The organism is Henriciella litoralis (assembly GCF_002088935.1).
GTDB classification, from domain to species: Bacteria; Pseudomonadota; Alphaproteobacteria; order Caulobacterales; family Hyphomonadaceae; genus Henriciella; species Henriciella litoralis.
Genome location: NZ_NCSS01000006.1, coordinates 1,531,194 through 1,552,622 on the forward strand (window position 1 = coordinate 1,531,194; position 21,429 = coordinate 1,552,622).

Here is a 21,429-nt window from a genome sequence, read left to right on the forward strand (position 1 = left end):
CAAAGCCGGTTGAGAAAATTTTCGGCGCTCCAGAAGTTGTGATTTTGAAGGTGCAGCTCACTTGGCTTCATCCTTCGACACGCTCAGCATGAGGGCCACGTTTACACAATACGCACCGGCCTCCTGTCTTCCCGGGCAGAGGGCCGCCCCACCCAAAAACAAAATTCATCCCCGCCCCCACGCCCACGCCTACACTTCGCGCCATGCTCGATTGGCAGACGATCCTCTGGTGCCATACTCGCGTGCCGGTCTATTACTGGCCGGTGCTGTGGTATTGGCTGCACCGGCTTCAAGACACGATCGAGGTCTACAAGCTCGAAGGGCGCCGCTTCTTCAGCTGGCAGCTGGAGCGTGATGGCCGCATCTGGGTGAAATGGTGCGACGAGTCTGATGACGAGCGCGCCCAGCGCGGCGCCCTGTCCCCCGCTTTTGATCGCACACCCTGGACGCGCATGGCCCCGGCAGATGAGGGCTATGGCCCCTGCCCGGCCCGCATGGGTGTCGTCGCACTCCAGGCATCCGCCCCGGCCTTCATGCCACGCGCAGCGGCACCCGCCGCAAACGCGCTCGCCTGCCTCCGCCCGCCCTAACGCCACCCCCAACATACCCGCCACACCTATGCCGCACGGCCCGAAACCAGGGTCTGCGGCCGCACCTGCTGCGACAAAGCTACACCTGCCTGCCACCTTTCCCCACCTCCGCGCGTTACCTCATCTCGAACACCACTTTTGACCTCGATGAGAGCCCGCCATGCGTAAAGCCTATCTTGCCCTTCCCCTCCTCGCCCTGCCCCTGATCGCGGCAGCCTGCATGACCCGTCAGCCGTCCTATCGCGACACCGGCGGCGAGCCGACCACGGTCGACCGGGTCAACCTCACCCGCTATGCCGGGACCTGGTATGAAATCGCCCGCTATCCGAACGGGTTTGAGAAAAACTGCGTGAAGCCCACCGCCGAATACTCGCTGAATGAGGATGGCACGGTGAAGGTCGTCAACACCTGTATCGACACGGAAACCGGCAAGGCCGACCGCGCCGAGGGCACCGCCCGCGTCGTCGAAGGCTCGAACAATTCCAAGCTGAAAGTGAAGTTCGCGCCAGACTGGGTGCCGTTTGCCTCTGGCGACTACTGGATCCTCGCGCTGGAAGAAGACTATTCCGCCGCGCTCGTCGGCTCCCCCGATGGCAAATATCTCTGGATCCTTGCCCGCGAAGCTCAGCCGGACCAGACCGTGATTGACCGGATGCTCGCGGCCGCAGAGGCCAAGGGCTTTGAAACCGAACCGCTGATCTACACCCAGTAGGGGCGCGGGGCGGCACCTCAATCGGTGGTCAGCGCCTTGTGCATGAACACCGAATTGGGGTCTTCGATATAGCCTGCAAACGGCCCGCACTTGGCAAAGCCGTGGCGCTCATAGAGCCGCCGCGCCGGGGCGAAGGCGGGCTGCGCGCCGGTCTCAAGATAGAGGTCGCTATAATAGCGCTCGCGCGCGGCGCTCATAATATGGCCGAGCATGGACTGGCCAAGGCCACTGCCCCGGAACTGGGCCACGGTGTGCATCGACTTGATCTCACCGGCCCTGCCTCCCTCCATCGCCTTCAGCGCGCCGCAGCCGACCAGCTTGTCATCATGGCGCATCTCCCAGACGGTGAGGCTCGGATCTTTCAACCCGTCGATCAGCAGGGCATGCGAGCTTTCCGGCGGGCTCGTCTCCAGCATCAACGCCTTGTGGGCGCCGATCAGCGCATGAAAATCGGCAGCATCAAGATTGGCGGGCTGGATGATCAGGGACATTGAGGCGAGAAATGACCGATCATGCGAACGCTGGCAAGCACCCCGCGCGAAAGATCATCGAAAACCTTTACCAACGCCCATCAGCTGTCATTCCTTAACGCGCGTTCATCCTGCAGTCAGGCGGCGCCCCCTAGGATGAACACAGAATGATCAAAACGACCGACTGGAGAAATGATGACCCATAAGAGCGCCACACTGTTGAGACGCGCCGGCATCGCACTTGGACTGGTTACCGCTGGCCTGTTCGCGACGGGCTGCACCACCTACGGCTATTACGATGATTATGGTTATGCCGATGACGGGTATTACGGCTCAAGCGGCGGCTATTATGACGAAACCTATTATGGCGAGGGCTACCAGCCCAACGGCTTCTATGGTGGCGGCTATTATGGCGACGGCTATTATTATTCCAACGGCACGGTCGTGTATTCCCAGAACGTCTATTATCCGACACGGGTCGCCTATCAGAACCGGCTCAACCGTTCCTATCGCCACTATGACGCTGTCCCCTACCATCTAAGAGATCAGCGCCCACGCCATCACGGGACAAATGATAATCGCGACTGGCGTGACCGCGGCGGTGATCACCACGATCGCGACCAGCGCGACCGGTATCACAGAACCCGGGACCAGCAGCGCGACCATCACCGCGATAACGACGATCGCGGTCGCGACTGGCACGGTAATAATCAGGGCGGTGACCGGGGGCGCGATGGCAACAGAGGCCATGACGGCGATAAAGGCCGTGGCGGCAGTTGGGGTCGAGGCGGTGACAGCGACCGCGATGGGAACCGCGGGCGCGGCAGCTATGGCCAGACACCGCCCGTGTCGACGCCTGCAACCGTCGGTGGCAATCGTGGCGGCACGCCATCCACCAATCCGCGCCGGGATCACCTGCTGGGCGGCGCCCGTCAGGAAAACAACCTAGGCCGGGCCACCCTTCCCACGCAGCAGAGCAGACCTCAGCCCCAGCCCCAGCCCACGATACGCCCGCAGACGCCGCGTTCAGAGGCACCGCGCCCCGCACAGCCGCTCGCCCGCAGCAATGAAGATCGCCAGCGCAGTGGCATGCGTTCAGGGATACGTGACCAGCGAGACCGGTAATAAACAAATGACTCGGCCCCCCCTACGGGCCGGGCAGCATGAGAAGAGTTGAAAGCGCTCATTGAAGCGTCCAGACTGACACCGGACGTCGTCTACCTGCATCCATGTTGCGGCCAGAAAAGCCGCCAAGCTGTCTGCAAAAACGTCGTCACTATCCCGGCGCCAATGATGGCCCGGATCATGCGGACGGTCAGCAAGCTTTCAGACCCTTGCCAGACCAGCCTGACAGGAACGCCAATTTATGAATGCCGCCAGACTCTCTCCGCTGCCAGCCATCGCCATCGTCGCCGCGGGGCTGGTCTTTGCCCACGCCTGCAGCACGCCAAAGCCCGAGGGCTACCGGTACGTCAAAACCGAAGAGATCGCGAACGCTGCCTACGACAAACGTTACGTCTCGTCCGATCCGTCTGAGACGGCGTATGACGGCCCCTACTGGTCGCCGGATCGCTTCGCCAATCAAGGTGCATGGCCTGAGGGCTATGAACTCGGCCAGGAAACCGGCGCGAATGCCTGCCTCACAACAGGCGACACCTATGTCTGCGACACGACCGGCGACGGCCTTGCCGATGTCTACGGCAATCGTGCGGACGGCTCCTACGCCGAAGCCTCGCATTATGTGAACGCAAGCGGTGAAGCCTATGACTGGGATCGCTGGTGCAAATGCTGGAAGCGAACATCCGCAAAGGATGGGCCTTACATTCCGCAGGTGCTGACCGGGTCGGACTAGGCCCACCCCCTCAAAAAAGTTTCCGCCCCCGGCGTCGTAAATATACAATTCAAGAGATCGGCCGGTGCTTATCGTCTTGGCTTGCAAACGGTGGAGATCTCTAAATGTCAGCCAATCATCTTTTCGCTCTGGCGCTGGGTGCGTGTGCACTCACTGCGGCACCAATCGCTCTGGCGGAGACGGCGACAGGACTGGAGCCTGCCATCTCTCAGCAGGACTACAACGAAGTGATGTACTGCATCGGCCGCAATGAAGGGGAGATGGATATGACGCGGCGTGTCGCGCCCAACATGAAGGACCCTGAAGCCTTCATGGGTATTGTTCGTGCGAATGAGCCAGCTGAAAACCTCTTTAAGGAAGTGATGCAGCTTGCCTCGCATCCATCGAACCGACTTGATCTCACCGCCGGAGAGGCTGAACGCCAACGGGGTCGCAAGATCTTCGAGGATCATGCCGACAACGGATCGCGCGCTGAATATGACTTCCTCGTTTCCAATACAGGACTGACAAAAGAGTGCGTCACGGCGCTATCGGTCGCCGAGGCGCTTCTGTCCGCACATGCAGAAACGCGTGAAAAACTGGCGGCAGTTTCCGACTAAACGGCAGGCCTCTCAAGCGCTAATCGAGCTGCTCTTTTAGCGCCTGATTTTCCTCAAACATGTCGAGGATGAAGGGAAAGACGCCATCTTCATAATAGGACAGGAGGGTCAGGCCTTCGCGATCGATCTTGTTTGCTTTTGCATAATGGTCGATCAGGTCATCGCTGCCGGACATGAACTCGCCCTTTGCAACTTCGACCGTGGGAAAGCTCGCTTCGCCCAAGGTCTCTTCAAGGATACCTCGAACTTCCTCATATTCAGGCGTATCGCCCTTGACCGTGAGATAGCGAAACTCGTCCTTTAGACCTGCCTCGTTCAGGAAGATCACGAGTTTCAGGCAGAACGGGCATTCCTTTTTCAGGATCACACGGGGCGTAAATTTCGTCTTGGCGGGCATAGGTGGCTCCATCAGGTTTCTATCAGCAGAGCGCGGGGGCCTATGGCTTGGTTCCGCCTTGTCAGACAGTCAGGCCGTAGATTTCGGCTCGCAGCTCAGGCAGGCCCCAGCCTTTTTCAGCTGATGTCATCCGGATTACGGGGTGCGCCGCCGGATGTTTCTTCAAGGCGGCCTGCACCTTGTCACGCGTCGCTTCGGCTTCGGTCTTCTTGATCTTGTCCGCCTTGGTGAGGACGATCTGATAGTTCACGGCAGAGGCGTCGAGCATGTCCATGATGTCGATATCGGTATCCATCAGGCCGCGGCGGCTATCGACCAGCAGGAAGACCCGGCGCAGATTGACCCGCCCACGCAGATATTGCCGCGTCAGCTTCATCCACGTCTCAGCCTGGGTGCGGGACACCTTCGCATAGCCAAAGCCTGGAAGGTCAACCAGCCACATCTTGCCTTCGCCAAGATCAAAATAGTTCAGCTCACGCGTACGGCCGGGCGCTGCCGAGGCACGCGCAAGGTTCTTGCGGTTGAGCAGCGCATTGATCAGGCTCGACTTGCCGACATTGGATCGTCCGGCAAAGGCGATCTCGGGCCGGTCAGCCATAGGCAACTGGACGAGACCAGCTGCCCCGAGAAGAAAGTCACAAGGGCCCGCGCACAGCACGCGCGCAGCTTCCAGCGTCTCCTCGGTGAATTCGGGCGTCTCGCTCACACGCCGTCCTTCTTGCCGCCAAAGATGCGGCCAAGCAGCTTGTCAAACTCCGTCTCGACGCCGTTACGGCGCATGATGAAGTATTGCTGGATCAGCGACAGCGTGTTCGACCACACCCAGTACATCACGAGGCCCGCAGCAAATCCGGCGAACACGAACAGGAAGATCAATGGCAGGAAGCGCATGATCATCTTCTGCGTCGGGTCGGTCGGTGGCGGTGAAAGCGCCTGAATGGCCGCCATCGTCACACCGTAGAGGATCGGCAGGATACCGATGCCGAGAACGATGCCCGCAATCGGGATGTTTTTCACATCAGCCGCCGCCCATGGCAGCAGGCCGAACAGGTTACCGATCGCAGACGGATCCGGCGCCGAGAGGTCCTTGATGTACAGGAATGGCGCGTGGCGCATCTCGATCGTCACATACAGCACCTTGTAGAGCGCGAAGAAGACCGGGATCGTCAGCAGGATCGGGATACAGCCGGCAATCGGGTTCGCCTTCTCACGCTGATACAGCGCCATGATCTCTTTCTGGCGGCGTTGTGGGTCTTCCTTGAACCGCTCCTGGATTTCCTTCATCGGCTCAGCCAGATTCTTCATCTTGGCCATCGACTTGTAGGACTGGTTGTAAAGCGGAACGAGCGGCAGACGCACGATCACGGTCAGCGCGAGAATGGCGAGGCCAAATGTGCCGACCATACCTTCAAGCCAGCGCAGCAGCGCAAAGAGCGGCTTGGTGATGTAATAGAGGATATTCCCCCAGTCGATCGAGTCGTCGAAACGCGGCACGCCTGCGTCCTTGTACGCGTCCAGAACGGCAAGCTCCTTCGCGCCGGCGAAGATGCGGTTCTCCGAAACGATGGACTCGCCAGGCTCAATAACACGTCCCGCACTCGCAGCCGTGACCTGAATAACCGGGCCCGTATCGCGTGACAGGCGCTGGAAACGCCCGGCAAACTCATACTGCTGCTCAGGGATGAGCGTCGCCATGAAATATTTGTCGGTGAAGCCGATCCAGCCGCCCTCGTTCGCGCGCCGCACGCCGTCAGAGCCAGCATCCTTGATGCCTTTGCCCTTTTCGAGGTTCTTGTAGCTTCGCCAGGTCAGCTTGTCGTCGAAGACGCCGATCAGTCCCTGTAGCGCCATGCCGGATGTGCGTGAGGTGCCGGGGTCTGTCGCGTCGAGGAAGGCTTTCCATTCCCCCTGCCTGCGGATCGACCCGAGCGGCGCCAGCGTACGCGGCTCAGCGCCGGTATTGGTCACGCGGTCGGTGTAGGTGAACATGTAATTGTCGTCGACGGAGATGGTCCGCTCGATTGAAACACCTTCGCCCTCATAGGTCATCGTGACCGGCGAACCGGTCGTCAGCTCTGCATTTCCGTCAAGCTGCCATTGAGCGGCCGGGCCAGCTACAGGCGAATTGCCGTCGAACCAGTACCAGCTGGCATAATAGCCATTGGCCACATTGGTCGGGCGCAGCAGCCTGAGCTCATTTATTTTCTCAACGGTTGTGAAATGATCTTTCAGCTTCAGGTCATCGAGGATCGCGCCAGTCATACGGATCGATCCGTCCATGCGCGCGGCATCAACCGTCAGGCGCCGGTTGGTGGTCAGCGCCTCATCTATCGATTCAATAAGCTTCGGGGCGGTATCAACAGGCGTCGATACGTCAGCGGGTGCGCCTGGCTCCTGTCCGGCTTCGGCCTGTTCCTGGGCCTGCTGGCGCTGCTTCTGCTGCGGATTGACGATAAACGCCTGATACCCAAATACGAAGGCAATCATCAGCACCATGGCGATGATAAAATTGCGCTGGTCCTGAGGGTCCATCCCGTTATTCATATCTTTTGTCCGCCAGGTCTCAATAAACGAAAGGGGTCAGGCCGGGCCCGACCCCGCTTCAAAGGTTGCGCGGAGGCTTATCAGCGCGCTTTCCATATCGTCAAGCAGACGCTGCCAGCCAATATCAGCCGTATCCCTGCGGGCGATGAACACATAATCCATACCCGGTAGCCCATACTGTGGCAGCAATTGCCTGGCTGCCTCTTTCAGACGACGGCGCGAGCGGTTGCGAATGACTGAATTTCCGACCTTTTTCGTGGCCGTATAGCCTTCGCCAATTCGGACGGGCTGCGCGTCTGCTGGTCTCGTGCGCCGGGCCTGAATGACAAGGCTGCGTCGGCGCTCGGACAATCCGCCGCGCACAAAAAGAAACTGAGGCCGCACGGTTAGCCGTACGACCTCAGCATCTGAATCATTACCATGTGCCATGGGGAAACCCCCGACCGGCGCAGGCGCGGCGACTAGGCCGACAGGCGCTTGCGGCCCTTGGCGCGGCGGCGTGCCAGCACCTTGCGGCCATTCTTGGTGGCCATGCGGGAGCGGAAGCCGTGGCGGCGTGCGCGCTTCAGGCGGCTTGGCTGGAAAGTACGTTTCATGGGCGTCGAGCCTCATTCAAGTGTTGACCGAATTCGGAAAACGCGGCTGATACAGGCTGTGTCCCAATGGGTCAAGGCCATCTTGCCAGTCACGGCGCTTCACAAGTGTTTGATCGCACGCGATCAGCTTGTGACATGCTTTACTATCTGACCAGACTATATCAACGGACATGACAGTTCCAGATTTTATATCTCCCAGCCCACACCTGAAGTGCGCGATACTTGGCGCCATCCTCTTGTCCGGAGTACCGACCGCCTTGGCGCAGAACACTTCCATCTCTCATGAAGCCTGGGGAGATTTGCTGGAAACTTATGTCCAGCAAAGCAAGGATGGCGTGAACCGCGTCGATTATGGCGCCCTGAAAGCCAACTCGGCCGACCGCACGAAGCTGGACAATTATATCGATCAGTTTGCTGAGCTGAGCTTCGATGACCTGACCCGCGACGAGCAGTTTGCCGCCTGGGCGAACCTCTACAATGCGGTGACGGTGCAATACATCATTGGCGAGTATCCGCTGGACTCGATCAAGCCATGGTATTCGACCGGCCCATGGAAGAAGATCAAGGTTGAGGCCGATGGCCGCGAGCTCTCGCTCGATGCGATTGAACACGATGTTCTGCGCGTGAAATGGTCTGATGATCCGCGTCTTCATTATTCAATCAATTGCGCCTCCTATGGATGCCCGAATCTCCGCCGTGAGCCATGGGTCGCTGAGACGCTGGACGAAGACCTCGATGCAGCCGCTCGCGATTATGTAAATCATCCGCGCGGCGTTACCGTCCGCGAGCGCGGCGGACTGGAGGTCTCCAGCATCTATGACTGGTTCCAGAAAGATTTCGGCGGCAGCGAAGCCAGCGTCATCGAGCATTTGCTGAACTATGCCGATGACAGCCTTGCAGCAGACATCCGCGCCAATAACGACATTCGCGGCTACGAATATGACTGGTCGCTCAATGGGACCGGTAAATAAATGACATCTCCCACAACGCCGGCAAACAAGGCGGCCCGATCAATGACTGACGAAGACGCATCTCAATCCTCGACCTCGATATGGGTGCGGCTCTGGCCGGTCTACCTGATTGCGGCCGGTCTCGGCACGGCCTGGTATATCGGCCTGTTCGACTATCTCTCTATCGAGACGCTGCAGCGCCAGAACGAAACGCTACAGGCCTTTGTGACAGAGAATCTGCTGCTGGCGATCGCCGCCTATATCGCAATCTATGCGCTCGCAACGCTGTTCATGCTGCCCGGGGCATTGTGGATCACCGTGGCTGGCGGGCTGCTCTTCGGCCTGATTGGCGGCACGCTGGCAACCGTCACAGGCGCCACGCTGGGCGCGAGCTTGCTCTTCTTTGCGGCCAAGACGTCACTTGGCAAAATTCTCGGTGAGAAAGCCGGTGGCTTCGTGAAGAAGATGGAGGCCGGGTTCAAGGAGAATTCGATCTCCTACATGTTTGCGCTGCGCCTTCTTCCGCTCGTTCCGTTTCCCGTCGCCAACATAGCCCCTGCGCTTCTCGGGGCGCGTTATCGGAACTTCCTGCTGACCACTGCGCTTGGCATCATACCTGGTGTGCTGGCCTACACCTGGATTGGGGCGAGCCTCGGCGCGACATTCGATGCAGGCGAAACGCAATCCCTGCTTGGCGCCGTGACAAACTTCATACCGGCATTCGTCGCCCTCGGCGTCGTCGCCCTGCTGCCGGTGGCCTACAAGAAATTCTTTGGCAACAAGGCAGCCAAACTCGAAGAGGCCGCACAATGACCAATACACATCAAAAGCTCCAGGCTGATCTCGTCGTCATTGGCGCAGGGTCTGCCGGCCTGTCGGCCGCCTCTGGCGCCGCCCAGCTGGGGCTTAAAGTGGTCCTGTTTGAGAAAGGCGAAATGGGCGGCGATTGCCTCAACTCCGGTTGCGTGCCCTCAAAAGCGCTGATCTCAGCAGCCAAATACGCCGCAGCGGCCCGTGAAAGCCACAGATTCGGCGTCGTGTCCGGAACACCAGTAGCCGACTGGCAGAAGGTGAAGGCGCACATCCGCAGCGCCATCGACACCATCGCGCCCGTCGACAGTCAGGAACGGTTCGAAGGCCTTGGTGTCACCGTGATCCGTGAGCACGCCAAGTTCATTGACGAAGATGTGATCAGCTCACCCTCCGCCACCGTGCGCGCCCGCCGCATCGTGGTTGCAACCGGGTCGAAAGCCGCAATCCCACCGGTGCCGGGCCTCTCCGACGTCACCTATCTGACGAATGAAACAATCTTCGAGATTGATGAGCTGCCCAAGCATCTGATCATTCTGGGCGGGGGACCGATCGGGATGGAGATGGCGCAGGCCTTCAGACGTCTCGGCTCCGATGTGACCGTGATTGAAATGAACAGGGTTCTCGCGCGCGCTGATGCCAGCCATGCGGCGATAGCCTCGGAGGTGCTGCAGGGTGAGGGCGTAAACATCCTCGAAAATCACAAGGCTGCTGGCGTCTCTCAGAAGGACAGCACCATTGTTGTTGAGGCCGAGGGCGGTGATGGCAAAGTGTTCGTTGAGGGCAGCCATCTTCTGGTCGCCGCAGGGCGGTCAGCCATCACTGACGGCCTTGGACTGGAAACCGCAAACGTCGAAACCGACAAAAACGGCATCGTCGTCGGTGACAATCTGCGCTCATCGTCAAACAAGCGCGTCTGGGCGCTGGGAGATGTCGCCGGCCAGGGCCAGTTTACGCATCTCGCCGGTTGGCACGCCTCGGTCCTGGTGCGCCGCGCCTTTTTTAAACAGCGCACAAAGGCCTCGTCCCTGCCCCTGCCTGCTGTCACATATACCTCGCCCGAAATTGCGCAGGTCGGCCTCACCGAGGCTGAAGCGCGCGACAAGCACGGCGACAAAATTGAAACCTCATGCTTTGCCTTTGAAGAGAATGACCGCGCCATTGCCGAGGGCAAGACCGTTGGCGAATGCAAGCTGATCCTGCGCAAAGGCAAGCTGGTCGGCGCGTCGATTATCGGCGAAGGCGCAGGCGATATCATTCAGCTGATTGGGTACGCCATGTCGAATGATATGAAGCTGACATCCCTCACCAATTTCATCTCGCCCTATCCGACACGGACCGAAGTGGTGAAACGGGCAGCGAGTGCTCATTTTCAGGACGCGGTGTTCGGCAAGCCCGCCCGCACGCTGGTAAGCTTGCTTCAGCGCATCCCCTGACGTAACTGCACCCGCGTGGATGACGCTGAAATCCTCTCGAAAAAACAAACGCGCTCCGGCCTGTTTGACAGTCTGAGCGTGCGGCTGTTCGCCGTGACGGTGGCCGCTATTCTGATTGTTGAATTTCTGGTCTTCCTGCCAAGTGCCGCAAACTACCGCGCAGGCTGGCTCGACCAGCGTGTTCAGGCGGCCCGGGTGGCCGCGCTGTCGCTTGATGCCGCGCCGAGCCGGATGGTGTCTGATGAGCTGTCGAACGAGCTCTTGATGCGCGCCGAAGTGCTCGCCGTGACCGAGATTGAAAACGGTCAAAGGTCAGAGGTCTTGCCGCCCGCTATGCCTATTGGCGGCCCGATGAAGACGGTCGATCTGATGGGCGAGGGGTTTTTCAATTCGATCACGCAGACCCTCGCAACCTTGTTTGCCCCCGAAGGCCGCACACTTGTCGTGCGCACCATGGGGTCAGCGCCCGGACGGGTCATGGAAATTATCGTGCCTGAAGCACCCCTCAAAACCGGCCTGACCGCTTTTGGCGCGCGCATCCTGATCATTTCGCTGCTGATTTCCTTCCTCGCAGGCATACTGATCTATCTCTTGCTGATCTTCCTCGTCGTTCGGCCCATGCAGAAGGTGACCCGTTCGGTCATCCAGTTTCAGGACAATCCGGGCGGGTGGACGCAGCGCCTCACACCGACACGCCGGAACGATGAAATCGGCCGCGCCCAAAATGCGCTCGCAGATATGGAAACGGCGGTCTCCGACAGTTTCCGCCAGCGTGAGCGGCTGGCCCTGCTGGGCGAGGCCGTTGCCAAGATCAATCATGACCTGCGCAACTCCCTCGCAACCGCTCAGATCGCTTCTGACGCGCTCTCTGCCTCGGACGATCCCCGGGTGCAACGCTCGGTGCCCCGGCTTGAACGGGCGCTTGAGAGGGCCATTAATCTGGCAAGCGACACGCTGAAATATGGCCGCTCCAGCACGCCCATTGCGCGGCTTCAGGAGGTATCGCTTGGGGACATTATCAGCGAGGCCGCCCTGGAAGCGCTCGGCCCCTATCCGGACGTCTCCCTGACGAACCAAGTGCCGGAAGGCGTACGCGGCAGGGCGGACCCGGATCATCTTTATCGCATCGCCGCCAATCTCATCCGCAATGGCGCTGAAGCCATGGATGGTCAGGGCCGTTTTCGAGTGACGCTTGAAGATGGGGCGCTGGCGTTCGCCGATACTGGCCCCGGCCTGCCCCAGAAGGCGCGCGACAACCTCTTTAAACCCTTCGCCGCCTCATCGCGGAGGGATGGCACCGGGCTCGGCCTCGCGCTCTCGCGGGACCTTGCCCGCTCCATGGGCGGTGATCTGGAACTGGTCTCAAGCGATACGACCGGCACGGTGTTCCGGCTCACTCTGAAATCGGGTGAGGCCGCCTAGTCTGGCGACCGCGCAACGCCCTCGCGGCGTGGGTCAGCTGCGCCTTCCAGTCCGTCCTCGCGCACAACAATCACGTGCAGGCCTGAGTTCTCGCCGGTGCGTTCCTCAACCTCATAACCCATATCAGACAGCGCATCGGCCCAGTCCTGACCGCCGGGTGTGTCGACTTCGACCCCGACACTGCGTCCCCGCGCGATGACATTTGGCAGGTTCACAGCATCCTGCGCCGACATATCCCATTCGAGCACGCCGATCAGCGTCTTGGCGACATAGGCAACGATGGAGTTGCCGCCCGGCGACCCGGTCACCATCAGCAGTTTTCCATCCTTGTCGAACACGATGGTCGGCGACATGGACGAACGCGGACGCTTCCGGCTGCCGGGCGCGTTCGCGACCGGCAGATTGCCGAGACGCGGCTCTCGCGAGAAGTCCGTCAGCTCATTGTTGAGCAGATAGCCGTTTACCATCCGCGAATTGCCAAAAGGCGACTCGACGGTTGCTGTCATGGACACGGCATTGCCGTAGCTGTCCACGATCGAAAAATGAGTCGTGCCCGGTGTTTCATCTGTCATGTCGCGGCCCCAGAGCCCCAGCATTGGGCCACGACCCAGCACCTCACCCGGGTCACCAGGCTGAGGCGTCGCATCAACTGGCGCAATCTGCTCGGCGCGTGCATCGAGATAGACAGGGTTGATCAGATCGTCCGATGGAACCTGCACGAAGTCTGCATCGCCGACATAGTAATCGCGGTCGGCATAGGCGAGGCGCTGGGCATCGACAAATACCTTCAGCTTCTCCTCGTCCGTAAGGTCCTCACCCTCCGGCAACATGCGGTCATAGAGACCGACGATCATGTTCTGGGTAATCCCACCCGAGCTTGGCGGCGGCGCCGAACAGATCCGGAAGTCATCATGGTCACTGCACAGCGCACGGCGAATTTTGACTTGATATTCAGCAAGATCCTCAACGCTCATCGCGCCGGGGCGCGGCGCTTCACCAACGGCCGCGACAATCGCGGCTGCATTGCTGCCCTCATAAAACGCCTTCGGCCCTTCATCGGCGACCGCCTGAAGCGTGGCCGCATAGGCCGGATTATCACGCACGGTGCCGACGCTGAGCGGCTTGCCATCTGGGAAGAAATAAGCCGCGCTGTCAGGGCGTTTATCAAGGTCGATCGCCGAAATCAGGCGCTCATTGGCGAGCAGGCCCGCCAGACGCGGCGAAACTTCAAATCCGTCAGTCGCAAGCTCAATCGCTGGCGCAAACAGGTCAGCCCATTCGGCCTTCCCCGCCTGATCATGCGCGCTTTTATAAAGGGCAACTATGCCCGGAACGCCCGTCGACAGCCCTGACTGCCAGGCTGGCAAATAGGAGAGAACTTCCCCGTCCTCGATGAACAGGTTTTCGGTGGCAGCTGCAGGCGCTGTTTCGCGCCCGTCAAAAACAGTCAGCTCATCAGCTTCAAAGTCGTAATAGACCATGAAAGCCCCGCCCCCGATGCCAGAGCTTTGCGGTTCGACGAGGCCTAGCACCGCATGCACGGCAATCGCCGCGTCAACGGCGGTGCCGCCATCGCGCAGGATCTCAAGGCCCGCCTCAACAGCCCGAGGATCAGCGGCGGCGACCATCGCCCCCTTGGTCCACTCGCGCTCTGGCGCGGCGGTGCGGCCGGTCTCCTCAAGAGTTGGGCGTTCAGGAATTTCAGCTTTTGGCTGACATCCCGCCAAGGCGGTAAGCGCGAGAAGGCTGGAGACGGTAAGGCTGGTTTTCATTACTGGGCAGGCTCCGTTTGGGTGTCCGTGTCAGACGTCTTCGAAGGCACATCGACCGGATCGCCAGACCCGTCCGGGTTCGCCTCAATGAATTGTGAGATCTCGTCTACATTGGCTTTGACGCAGGCATCAAGCGCGTCACTGTCGCCAGTATCGACGCTGGAGAGACAATCGGACAGTGTCGGCATTTCTTCATCGGCCTTGTCTGACGCGCCTTGCGCGAAAGCAGTTCCGCTTAGTCCTAAAGCGGCCAGCGCCACAATCCGGAATGCAATTGCCATGCGTTCAACTCCTTCGATACCTTGGCCTTACTACAGCGACACACTACAAGCAGCCCTCTGAAATGAAAGGTCTTAGAAGTATGTCACACCCCGGCCCGAAAAATCTGATCACTGACGTGCCCGGCATCGAGGTGGGAAATGCAGAGAGCTTCAGCGTGCTGACCGGCGCGACGGTGATTGTGGCAGATGAGCCGGCGGTCGCGGCCTGCGCCGTCGCCGGGGGCGGGCCGGGCACGCGGGAGACCGATCTGCTGCGCGCCGACACGATGGTCGAGCAGATTGACGCCGTCGTGCTGTCGGGGGGGAGCGCCTACGGGCTCGCCGCGGCTGATGGGGTCTCGGCCAAGCTTGGCGCGATGGGTCGCGGCTTTGGCCTGAAGGACCTGCCGGGCGTACCGAAAACGCCGATTGTGCCGTCAGCCATTCTCTATGACCTTGCCAATGGCGGCGACAAGGAATGGGGCGAGCGCCCACCCTATCGCGAGCTCGGCGAGGAAGCCTTCGAGAACCGCGCCAAATCCTTCCCGCTCGGCAATGTCGGATGTGGTCTGGGCGCAAATGCCGGCGCACATGCAGGCGGACTGGGGTCTGCCTCGCTGCGGACAAATGACGGCATCACGATTGGTGCAATTGCAGGGGTGAACTGTTTCGGGTCTGTCTTCATGCCGGGCACAACCTGCTTCTGGGCCTGGCCATATGAGATCAATGGTGAGTTTGGCGGGCATCGCCCACCGCGCGATTATGAGTGCGACGCTGATGATTGGGGTGACGCAAAAATGAGCCCGCAAATCGGGCAGAACACAACAATTGCCTGCATCGCAACGGATGCCGCCCTGACCCCGGCGCAAGCGCAGCGTGTCGCGCAAATGGCGCTATCGGGCTTTTCGCGTTCGATTCGCCCGGTTTTTGCGCCCTTTGATGGCGACGCGCTCTTTGTGCTGTCGACGGGTAAGGTGGCGCTGGAAGATCCAACGCCGATTTCACTGACAAGAATCGGCGAACTGGCGGCTTCGACCCTTGCCCGGGCAGTTGCACGCGGGGTATATGAAGCAGATCAGAAGGTTACAGCATAAGCGCTTGCATCGGACACGATGCCCCGCTATGTGTCCGCCCTCTCAACGGAGCACCCGTAGCTCAGCTGGATAGAGCACCAGACTACGAATCTGGGGGTCAGAGGTTCGAATCCTCTCGGGTGTGCCATTTTTCTCCATCATTGTCCTGGATCTCAGCCTGCATGTCATTTGACATGCCTTGATGGCGTTCTTCTGCTTCGACCTTCAGGCCTTCCAGTTGTCCCAGAATGTTTTCATAACGGCGCCGGTCCTTGTCCTGGACCTGGCCGCGCGATTCGAAATCGCGCCAGGCCGTCTCAAGGGACCGTATTTCGGCATTCACGTCTTCGATGTAGTCTTCGAACGCTTGGGGCGTGGAGATACCAGAGGGGATTGCGGCCGGACTTACTGAATCAGAACGGTATTTAAATGGCATGGGAGGTAATCTTGTTGTTTTTTTGTATATGCTCATGAATATCAATTCATGAATGCGGTATTTCGTTCCGCATTTTATTATACAAAAGCATCACACTCCACCACCAAATCATCAATCTGCGGCGTCAGACAGCATCTCCGGGCGTGACTCGTGCGATTACATGCCGAATAGCCAGAAACAGGCGAACAACGGTGGCTGTCAGCAATGCGCAGACGAGCACAGTCAGCGCAAAGATGATTTCATACATCATTCGATACCAGCCTTCCGGCATCTTCTCGAATTCGCCGACCGGCAGAACGAGCATGAGCAAAAGAATGACAGCGCCCACAAGGCTGACCGTGGACAGCCAGGCGACCTGCGAAATGCTCTTGTAGACGCCCGCATCGAAATCAGTGCGCGCCTGACTTGTGAGGCCCAGCAAGGTCAACATTAAGGCCAATGTCGTGGCAGACGCGCCGGCAATGGCCGAGCCAAGATAAAGCCCGGTTTGCGTCAGCGAAGAGATGAGGTTGGTCGCTTCGGCCTCGCTATAGACATTGCCGATCGCAAATCTCGCGCCCACACCGATCAGCACAATGAGGGCGGTCGTCAGATAGACGGCGATAAATCTCATATGATGTGTCCCCATTAGCTTTCAGAAAGCCAATGCGGCGACAAGGCTGCAGTTCCATTCAAGACCATGTCGAAGAAACCAGTGCGGCCTCAATCCTCGATGGGGCAGTTCGCGTTGTAATGAGTTGAGGTGGCGGTCTGCAGGCGCCGCACCTGCTTATTCACAGGCGGTATTTTCGATAGCGAACCCATCAATGGTCCTGCGCCCAATCAGGCCCCTCAATCGGTGGCGACAGACGGTTGAGCGCCTCGCCCACACAAACAAATCGGAACACCCGGCGCTCCTGCCCGTTTTTTCTTCAAGCCATAACAAAAGAAGGAAATTGCCAATGACCACGCCCGCACTTGAAGAATTCAAGCAGACGTTTTCGGAATTCTCCGACAAGACTGTCAGCGTTTACATTCCCCGCCCAGCCGTAGAAACAGGCGGCGAGAAGTGGCGCATCCTTCGCAAGAACGTAATTGATGCGGTTGAGTCGCACGCGCCCAAATCATCATTCATTCTTGAGCGCCTCGCCAATTTCGAACTTGCCGACTTCCGCGCCAATGGCATCGCGCTGTTCGATGATGGGGAGCATCACCGGATGGCCCATCTGTCAGCCCGGCCGGTGGCATCCATCAGCACAGATGAACCGCCTTTTATCCTGCCTCTGCTCGCAGACATGCAATCGCACTCAACCCATTGGGTCCTTGCAATCACCAAGGGCAAACCGAAACTCTTCCTCTATGCGAATGGCTTCGCAAAAGACATGACCGACCGGCTGGACGCGCCGGGCTACAGATCGGTCGAAGCCCGTCGCCAGATTCAGGATGATGTCTTCTTCCATTCAGGATCGCGCGGCCGCGAAGCGGCGCGAGACGGTCAGCCCATGTATCATTCGCTTGGCTCAGACCAGAGCGAAGAACGCGAAAAGACCGATGAAGCGTTTTATCACGACGTCTTCAACGCCGTGGAAGAAGCGCTGCCACCGCAGACCCAATCGCTACACGTCATCGGCGAAGAGGGCACTGTCGGGCATTTCGCCAGCATTGCCGCCAATGGCCGGTTCGACATCGTCCAGCACCATGCCGGTGGCCAGGACGATCTGGAAGCCAAGATCGTCGATGCTTTCAAGGACGAAACATCGCCTGAAACCGATCTGCCTGCCCCGCAGCCGGTGCCAGACCTCGAAACCGCCGCGCGCTCCGGCCAGATTGGGACGCTCTACGTTCCAACCGTGCACGCCCTTCTCGAAGAGATGCACGAAAATGCCGACGAGCATGTGAAACTGCGCGACTTTCCGGAAGGCAGCGACGAGATGTCTGACAACCGGACGGCCATGCTCGCCATCATGAACGGTGCGGACATCATGTGGTACACCGCTGAGCGCCATGATGCCGTTGCGGAACTGCGCGCAGATATGCGCTGGTAGGCACCAATTTCGGTTATCGCGCCGCGTCAGCCCTTGGATAAGGCTGACGCGCGCGCTAATCTCCGGCTCAGAGATCGGAGACCCTCATGTTCCTAAACTTCTTCAACGAGCTGCGTTCGGCCAAAGTGCCGGTGACCCTGAAGGAATATCTCGTCCTTCTGGAAGCGATGGAGAAGGACGTGATCGAGATGGAAGTCGAGGACTTCTACTACCTCTCGCGCGCCGCCTTGGTGAAGGATGAGCGAAATCTCGACAAGTTCGACAAGGTGTTCAGCCACGTCTTCAAGGGCCTCGATACGATGGAAGACGCGGTCAATGTTCAGGACCTGCCTGAAGAGTGGCTGCGCAAGATGTCGGAAAAATTCCTGACCAAGCAAGAAATGGACGAGATCGAGGCGCTGGGCGGCTTTGAAAAGCTGATGGAGACGCTGAAAGAGCGCCTTGAAGAGCAGAAGAAGCGCCACGAAGGCGGCAATAAGTGGATCGGCACGGGTGGCACATCGCCGTTTGGCGCCAATGGCTACAACCCGGAAGGCGTGCGGATCGGGCAGGAAAAGTCCCGCCATCGCCGCGCGGTAAAAGTCTGGGACAAGCGCGAATTCAAGAACCTCGATGACAGCGTTGAGCTCGGCACGCGCAACATCAAGGTCGCGCTGAAGCGCCTGCGCAAATGGGCCCGCGAGGGCGCCCAGGAAGAACTCGACCTCGACAACACGATCCGGAAGACCGCCAAGCAGGGCTATCTCGACATCGAGATGCGGCCCGAGAAGCGCAATACGGTGTCGGTCCTCTTGCTGCTCGACATTGGCGGCTCAATGGACCCGCACATCAAGGTCTGTGAGGAGCTGTTCTCGGCCGCGCGCTCTGAGATCAAGAATCTCGAACATTTCTACTTCCATAACTGCCCCTATGAGGGCCTCTGGAAGGACAATCGCCGCCGCCATAATGAGCGCATCCCGACCTGGGACGTGCTGCACAAATACCCGTCCGACTATAAGGTCATCATCGTCGGTGATGCCACGATGAGCCCTTATGAAATCACCTATGCCGGCGGCTCGGTTGAGCACTGGAATGAGGAGGCTGGCGGCCTCTGGATCCAGCGTTTCGTCAACCAGTTTCCAAATCTTGTCTGGCTGAACCCGGTCAAATCCGGCGCGTGGGAATACACCGGCTCAATCAAGCTCATCAATGAGCTGATCGGCCCCGGACGGATGTTCGAGCTGACCCTTCAAGGCCTGGAAGATGCAATGAAGGAACTGGGGCGGTAGGCTCGCCCTTGCCATTCCCTATTGCTGGCCCCCTACTCGTATTCGGCGCAGAAATCCGGATTGCCTGACGTATCGCCAAAGCCGCAACCGCGTTTGATCTCACCTCGGATCATCTCGCAGCTATTGGCAACGTTGCAGGGCGGATGGGTCGCTGGTGACATCATGATGCACTGATCGACCAGAACCTGCGCGTCGGCTTGACCGATTTCGTCGGCGCAAGATACCGGCTCGGTTGGCGAGGCGGCGTCCGGCGTCTGCGGCGCATCGTCTGCTGATTGGGTCTGCGTTGCCGTAGACGTCTCTTGAGGTTCAACCGATTGCGGCTCTTCGGCTGGCGCGCAGGCACCGGCGAGAACAAGCACGACGAATGATGTGATAAACAGGCGTTTCAAGATAAAGTCTCCGGCTGGGCTGCATCCGGATAAAGTCCGGCACACCGCACCCTAAGGGACAACACGCCTGCGCGTCTAATTACACTTCAATAATTCCAGACCCTCCCCTTGCCACTGCAGGATGAGCGGCGCAGTTTGCCAAAAAACGGATCAGTGGAGGACACAGCGATGGCGCGTATCAAGGCCAATGGAATTGACATCGAGTACAAGGAATATGGATCGCCGGACGACCCGATGTTTCTGCTCGTGTCCGGCTTCTCAGGCCAGATGATTACCTGGCCTGAAAGCTACCTTGAAGGGCTCGCCGCTGCCGGCCGCCGCGTTGTGATTTTCGACAATCGCGACATCGGGCTGTCGACCGAGTTCACCAATGAGATCCCCCCTGCGCCCGGCGATATCATGAAGGGCATCGCCGCGGGCGAGGATATGAGCGCAAAAGTGCCTTATGTGCTGGACGATATGGCGGCTGACGCGGCGGCGCTGATCAGCGCACTCGGCGCGGAGAAAGCCGATGTGATGGGCTACTCCATGGGCGGCATGATCGTGCAGCTGATCGCGCTCAACCATCCTGAGAAAGTCCGCTCGCTCATCCCGGTCATGACGACATCCGGCGACCCGTCCCTGCCCCGCTCGACTGAGGAAGCCCAGAAAGCCCTCACCGCGCAGCCAGTCACCCGCACGGCCAATGAAGTGGCCGACATTGCCGCCGCATCCCGGCGGGTCATCGGGTCAGCTGACGGCGTGCGCAACAGCGATGAAGCCGTCCGCGCCATGGCAACCAGATGCTTCAACCGGTCCGACCGGCCAATGGGCGTCGCGCGCCAGTACGCCGCCATTCTGGCGCAGCCGCGCTGGCATGAGCGTCTCTCTAGCCTTGATGTGCCGACGCTGGTTCTTCATGGCGCGATCGATCCGTTGATCCGGCCTGCGGCAGGCGAAGACATTGCGCGCCGCATCCCCGGCGCCGAGATCGAGATCATCGACAAATGGGGTCACGACATGCCTGAAAAGATGGTGCCCGTTCTCCTCGAGCGGATCTTGCCTTTCCTCGAAAAGCACGCCCCGGAAGACGCCCGCGGCGACCTCGGTGGCCGTCATGGCGCTTGAACAGCTCGACGCTGATATCTGGCTTGCTGAAGGGCCGATTGTCGACTTTTACGGCTTTGCCTATCCAACGCGCATGGTCGTTGTCCGGCTACCGGATGGCGGTCTATGGGTCTGGTCGCCAATTTCACTGTCTGACGACCTGAAGGCCGAAATAGAGGCATTGGGGACACCCCGCCACCTCGTCAGCCCCAACAAGATCCACCATCTTTTCCTGTCTGAATGGCACGAAGCCTGGCCAGAGGCGACGCTGTGGGGACCGGCCTCGACCATCGAAAAACGCAAGGACCTGCCCTTTGCCGCGCCCTTGACCGATACCCCGCCTGACGCCTGGCAAGGCGTGTTTGAGCAGGCCTGGTTCCATGGCTCTTTCTTCATGGATGAGGTCACCTTCGTCCACCGGCCGAGTGGAACGCTGATCCTTGCAGACCTGTCAGAGAATTTCGGAGACGGCTTCCTGCAGCGCCACTGGAAGGCCTGGCAGCGGGCCGGTGCGCGGGTCTGGGGTATTGTCGAAGGAAAGGGCTACGCACCGCTTGAATGGCGCCTATCCTGGTGGAAGCGCGGGCCGGCGAAGGCCGCCCTTACCAGGATCCTCGACGCCAAGCCGACGCGCGTCATCATGGCTCATGGTGAGCGCATCGAAGACAATGCGGATGCCTTTCTGCGCAAAGCGTTCGGGTGGCTCTTAAAAAGCTGAGATATCAGGCCCGCTGAACGCC

25 protein-coding genes and 1 tRNA gene are annotated in these 21,429 nt (G+C 59.6%); 15 read left to right on the forward strand and 11 right to left on the reverse strand.

The features are described 5' to 3' along the window. Positions 1-203 precede the first annotated feature (203 nt). Positions 204-590: a hypothetical protein gene (locus B8783_RS10845; protein ID WP_139792332.1), complete on the forward strand. Its 387-nt coding sequence runs from the start codon at positions 204-206 to the stop codon at positions 588-590. A gap of 160 nt (positions 591-750) precedes the next feature. Further along, positions 751-1,302, forward strand: coding sequence for a lipocalin family protein (locus B8783_RS10850; protein ID WP_084420145.1), 552 nt, complete (start codon positions 751-753; stop codon positions 1,300-1,302). Between the two features lie 17 nt (positions 1,303-1,319). Here B8783_RS10850 and B8783_RS10855 read toward each other — a convergent pair whose 3' ends face one another. Then, positions 1,320-1,793 carry a GNAT family N-acetyltransferase gene (locus B8783_RS10855; RefSeq protein ID WP_084420146.1) on the reverse strand — a complete coding sequence of 158 codons (474 nt, stop codon included), beginning with the start codon at positions 1,791-1,793 and terminating at the stop codon, positions 1,320-1,322. A 174-nt stretch (positions 1,794-1,967) separates the two neighbouring features. On the opposite strand from B8783_RS10855, the gene B8783_RS10860 reads away from it, so the two are divergent. From B8783_RS10860 to B8783_RS10870, 3 genes are all read left to right on the forward strand, one after another. Beyond that, positions 1,968-2,897 (forward strand): hypothetical protein, encoded by a 930-nt coding sequence (locus B8783_RS10860; protein WP_139792333.1) that lies wholly within the window; start codon positions 1,968-1,970, stop codon positions 2,895-2,897. A gap of 241 nt (positions 2,898-3,138) precedes the next feature. Continuing rightward, on the forward strand, positions 3,139-3,624 hold the full coding sequence (locus B8783_RS10865) for a hypothetical protein (RefSeq protein WP_084420148.1): 486 nt from the start codon (positions 3,139-3,141) through the stop codon (positions 3,622-3,624). A gap of 104 nt (positions 3,625-3,728) precedes the next feature. Beyond that, positions 3,729-4,223 (forward strand): hypothetical protein, encoded by a 495-nt coding sequence (locus tag B8783_RS10870; protein ID WP_084420149.1) that lies wholly within the window; start codon positions 3,729-3,731, stop codon positions 4,221-4,223. A gap of 19 nt (positions 4,224-4,242) precedes the next feature. Here B8783_RS10870 and B8783_RS10875 read toward each other — a convergent pair whose 3' ends face one another. The 5 genes from B8783_RS10875 to rpmH all read right to left on the reverse strand — a co-directional run bounded on the left by B8783_RS10875 (position 4,243) and on the right by rpmH (position 7,760). Beyond that, entirely contained in the window at positions 4,243-4,620 is a 378-nt protein-coding gene (locus tag B8783_RS10875) for a glutaredoxin domain-containing protein (RefSeq protein WP_084420150.1), read from the reverse strand. 61 nt (positions 4,621-4,681) lie between these two features. Next, on the reverse strand, positions 4,682-5,326 hold the full coding sequence (gene yihA, locus B8783_RS10880; protein ID WP_084420151.1) for a ribosome biogenesis GTP-binding protein YihA/YsxC: 645 nt from the start codon (positions 5,324-5,326) through the stop codon (positions 4,682-4,684). Continuing rightward, positions 5,323-7,164 carry a membrane protein insertase YidC gene (gene yidC / locus B8783_RS10885; protein ID WP_233355752.1) on the reverse strand — a complete coding sequence of 614 codons (1,842 nt, stop codon included), beginning with the start codon at positions 7,162-7,164 and terminating at the stop codon, positions 5,323-5,325. Before yidC ends, yihA begins: the two co-directional genes overlap by 4 nt. Positions 7,165-7,200: 36 nt before the next feature. Then, positions 7,201-7,593 carry a ribonuclease P protein component gene (rnpA, locus tag B8783_RS10890; protein ID WP_084420153.1) on the reverse strand — a complete coding sequence of 131 codons (393 nt, stop codon included), beginning with the start codon at positions 7,591-7,593 and terminating at the stop codon, positions 7,201-7,203. 32 nt (positions 7,594-7,625) lie between these two features. After that, the gene (gene rpmH, locus B8783_RS10895; protein WP_018148127.1) at positions 7,626-7,760 is read right to left on the reverse strand and encodes a 50S ribosomal protein L34; all 135 of its coding nucleotides are present in this window, start codon (positions 7,758-7,760) and stop codon (positions 7,626-7,628) included. Between the two features lie 236 nt (positions 7,761-7,996). On the opposite strand from rpmH, the gene B8783_RS10900 reads away from it, so the two are divergent. The 4 genes from B8783_RS10900 to B8783_RS10915 are packed head-to-tail and all read left to right on the forward strand — an operon-like array spanning position 7,997 to position 12,378. After that, a complete protein-coding gene (locus tag B8783_RS10900; protein ID WP_233355753.1) occupies positions 7,997-8,731 on the forward strand; it encodes a DUF547 domain-containing protein in 735 nt (244 codons plus the stop codon). A 42-nt stretch (positions 8,732-8,773) separates the two neighbouring features. Further along, a complete protein-coding gene (locus B8783_RS10905; protein WP_084420155.1) occupies positions 8,774-9,523 on the forward strand; it encodes a TVP38/TMEM64 family protein in 750 nt (249 codons plus the stop codon). Next, the gene (locus B8783_RS10910) at positions 9,520-10,956 is read left to right on the forward strand and encodes a dihydrolipoyl dehydrogenase family protein (RefSeq protein WP_084420156.1); all 1,437 of its coding nucleotides are present in this window, start codon (positions 9,520-9,522) and stop codon (positions 10,954-10,956) included. The genes B8783_RS10905 and B8783_RS10910 overlap by 4 nt, the downstream gene beginning before the upstream one ends. Positions 10,957-10,971: 15 nt before the next feature. Continuing rightward, positions 10,972-12,378 carry a sensor histidine kinase gene (locus B8783_RS10915; RefSeq protein ID WP_233355754.1) on the forward strand — a complete coding sequence of 469 codons (1,407 nt, stop codon included), beginning with the start codon at positions 10,972-10,974 and terminating at the stop codon, positions 12,376-12,378. Here the strand turns inward: B8783_RS10915 and ggt are convergent. Together ggt and B8783_RS10925 are read right to left on the reverse strand one after the other, a co-directional pair. Next, entirely contained in the window at positions 12,375-14,150 is a 1,776-nt protein-coding gene (gene ggt / locus B8783_RS10920; RefSeq protein ID WP_084420157.1) for a gamma-glutamyltransferase, read from the reverse strand. The two genes, B8783_RS10915 and ggt, sit on opposite strands and share 4 nt — an antisense overlap. Then, positions 14,150-14,431, reverse strand: a complete 282-nt coding sequence (locus B8783_RS10925) for a hypothetical protein (protein ID WP_084420158.1) — start codon at positions 14,429-14,431, stop codon at positions 14,150-14,152. Before B8783_RS10925 ends, ggt begins: the two co-directional genes overlap by 1 nt. An 80-nt stretch (positions 14,432-14,511) precedes the next feature. Between B8783_RS10925 and B8783_RS10930 the strand changes: the two genes are divergently transcribed. Beyond that, positions 14,512-15,504, forward strand: coding sequence for a P1 family peptidase (locus B8783_RS10930; RefSeq protein WP_084420159.1), 993 nt, complete (start codon positions 14,512-14,514; stop codon positions 15,502-15,504). 50 nt (positions 15,505-15,554) lie between these two features. Next, a tRNA-Arg gene (locus B8783_RS10935) sits at positions 15,555-15,631 on the forward strand. Here B8783_RS10935 and B8783_RS10940 read toward each other — a convergent pair. Together B8783_RS10940 and B8783_RS10945 are read right to left on the reverse strand one after the other, a co-directional pair. Continuing rightward, positions 15,602-15,955, reverse strand: a complete 354-nt coding sequence (locus B8783_RS10940; RefSeq protein ID WP_139792335.1) for a hypothetical protein — start codon at positions 15,953-15,955, stop codon at positions 15,602-15,604. The two genes, B8783_RS10935 and B8783_RS10940, sit on opposite strands and share 30 nt — an antisense overlap. Before the next feature lie 88 nt (positions 15,956-16,043). After that, positions 16,044-16,532 carry a hypothetical protein gene (locus tag B8783_RS10945; protein ID WP_084420161.1) on the reverse strand — a complete coding sequence of 163 codons (489 nt, stop codon included), beginning with the start codon at positions 16,530-16,532 and terminating at the stop codon, positions 16,044-16,046. A gap of 328 nt (positions 16,533-16,860) precedes the next feature. On the opposite strand from B8783_RS10945, the gene B8783_RS10950 reads away from it, so the two are divergent. Further along, complete coding sequence (locus tag B8783_RS10950; protein ID WP_084420162.1) at positions 16,861-17,943, forward strand: hypothetical protein; 1,083 nt, start codon at positions 16,861-16,863, stop codon at positions 17,941-17,943. An 86-nt stretch (positions 17,944-18,029) separates the two neighbouring features. Further along, positions 18,030-19,211, forward strand: a complete 1,182-nt coding sequence (locus tag B8783_RS10955) for a vWA domain-containing protein (RefSeq protein WP_084420163.1) — start codon at positions 18,030-18,032, stop codon at positions 19,209-19,211. 32 nt (positions 19,212-19,243) lie between these two features. Here the strand turns inward: B8783_RS10955 and B8783_RS10960 are convergent, their stop codons facing one another. After that, entirely contained in the window at positions 19,244-19,603 is a 360-nt protein-coding gene (locus tag B8783_RS10960; RefSeq protein WP_233355756.1) for a hypothetical protein, read from the reverse strand. Between the two features lie 168 nt (positions 19,604-19,771). Here B8783_RS10960 and B8783_RS10965 point away from each other — a divergent pair, with 168 nt between their 5' ends. Next, the gene (locus B8783_RS10965; RefSeq protein WP_084420164.1) at positions 19,772-20,710 is read left to right on the forward strand and encodes an alpha/beta fold hydrolase; all 939 of its coding nucleotides are present in this window, start codon (positions 19,772-19,774) and stop codon (positions 20,708-20,710) included. Beyond that, positions 20,700-21,407 carry a DUF4336 domain-containing protein gene (locus B8783_RS10970; RefSeq protein ID WP_084420165.1) on the forward strand — a complete coding sequence of 236 codons (708 nt, stop codon included), beginning with the start codon at positions 20,700-20,702 and terminating at the stop codon, positions 21,405-21,407. The genes B8783_RS10965 and B8783_RS10970 overlap by 11 nt, the downstream gene beginning before the upstream one ends. The last annotated feature ends 22 nt before the right edge of the window (positions 21,408-21,429 follow it).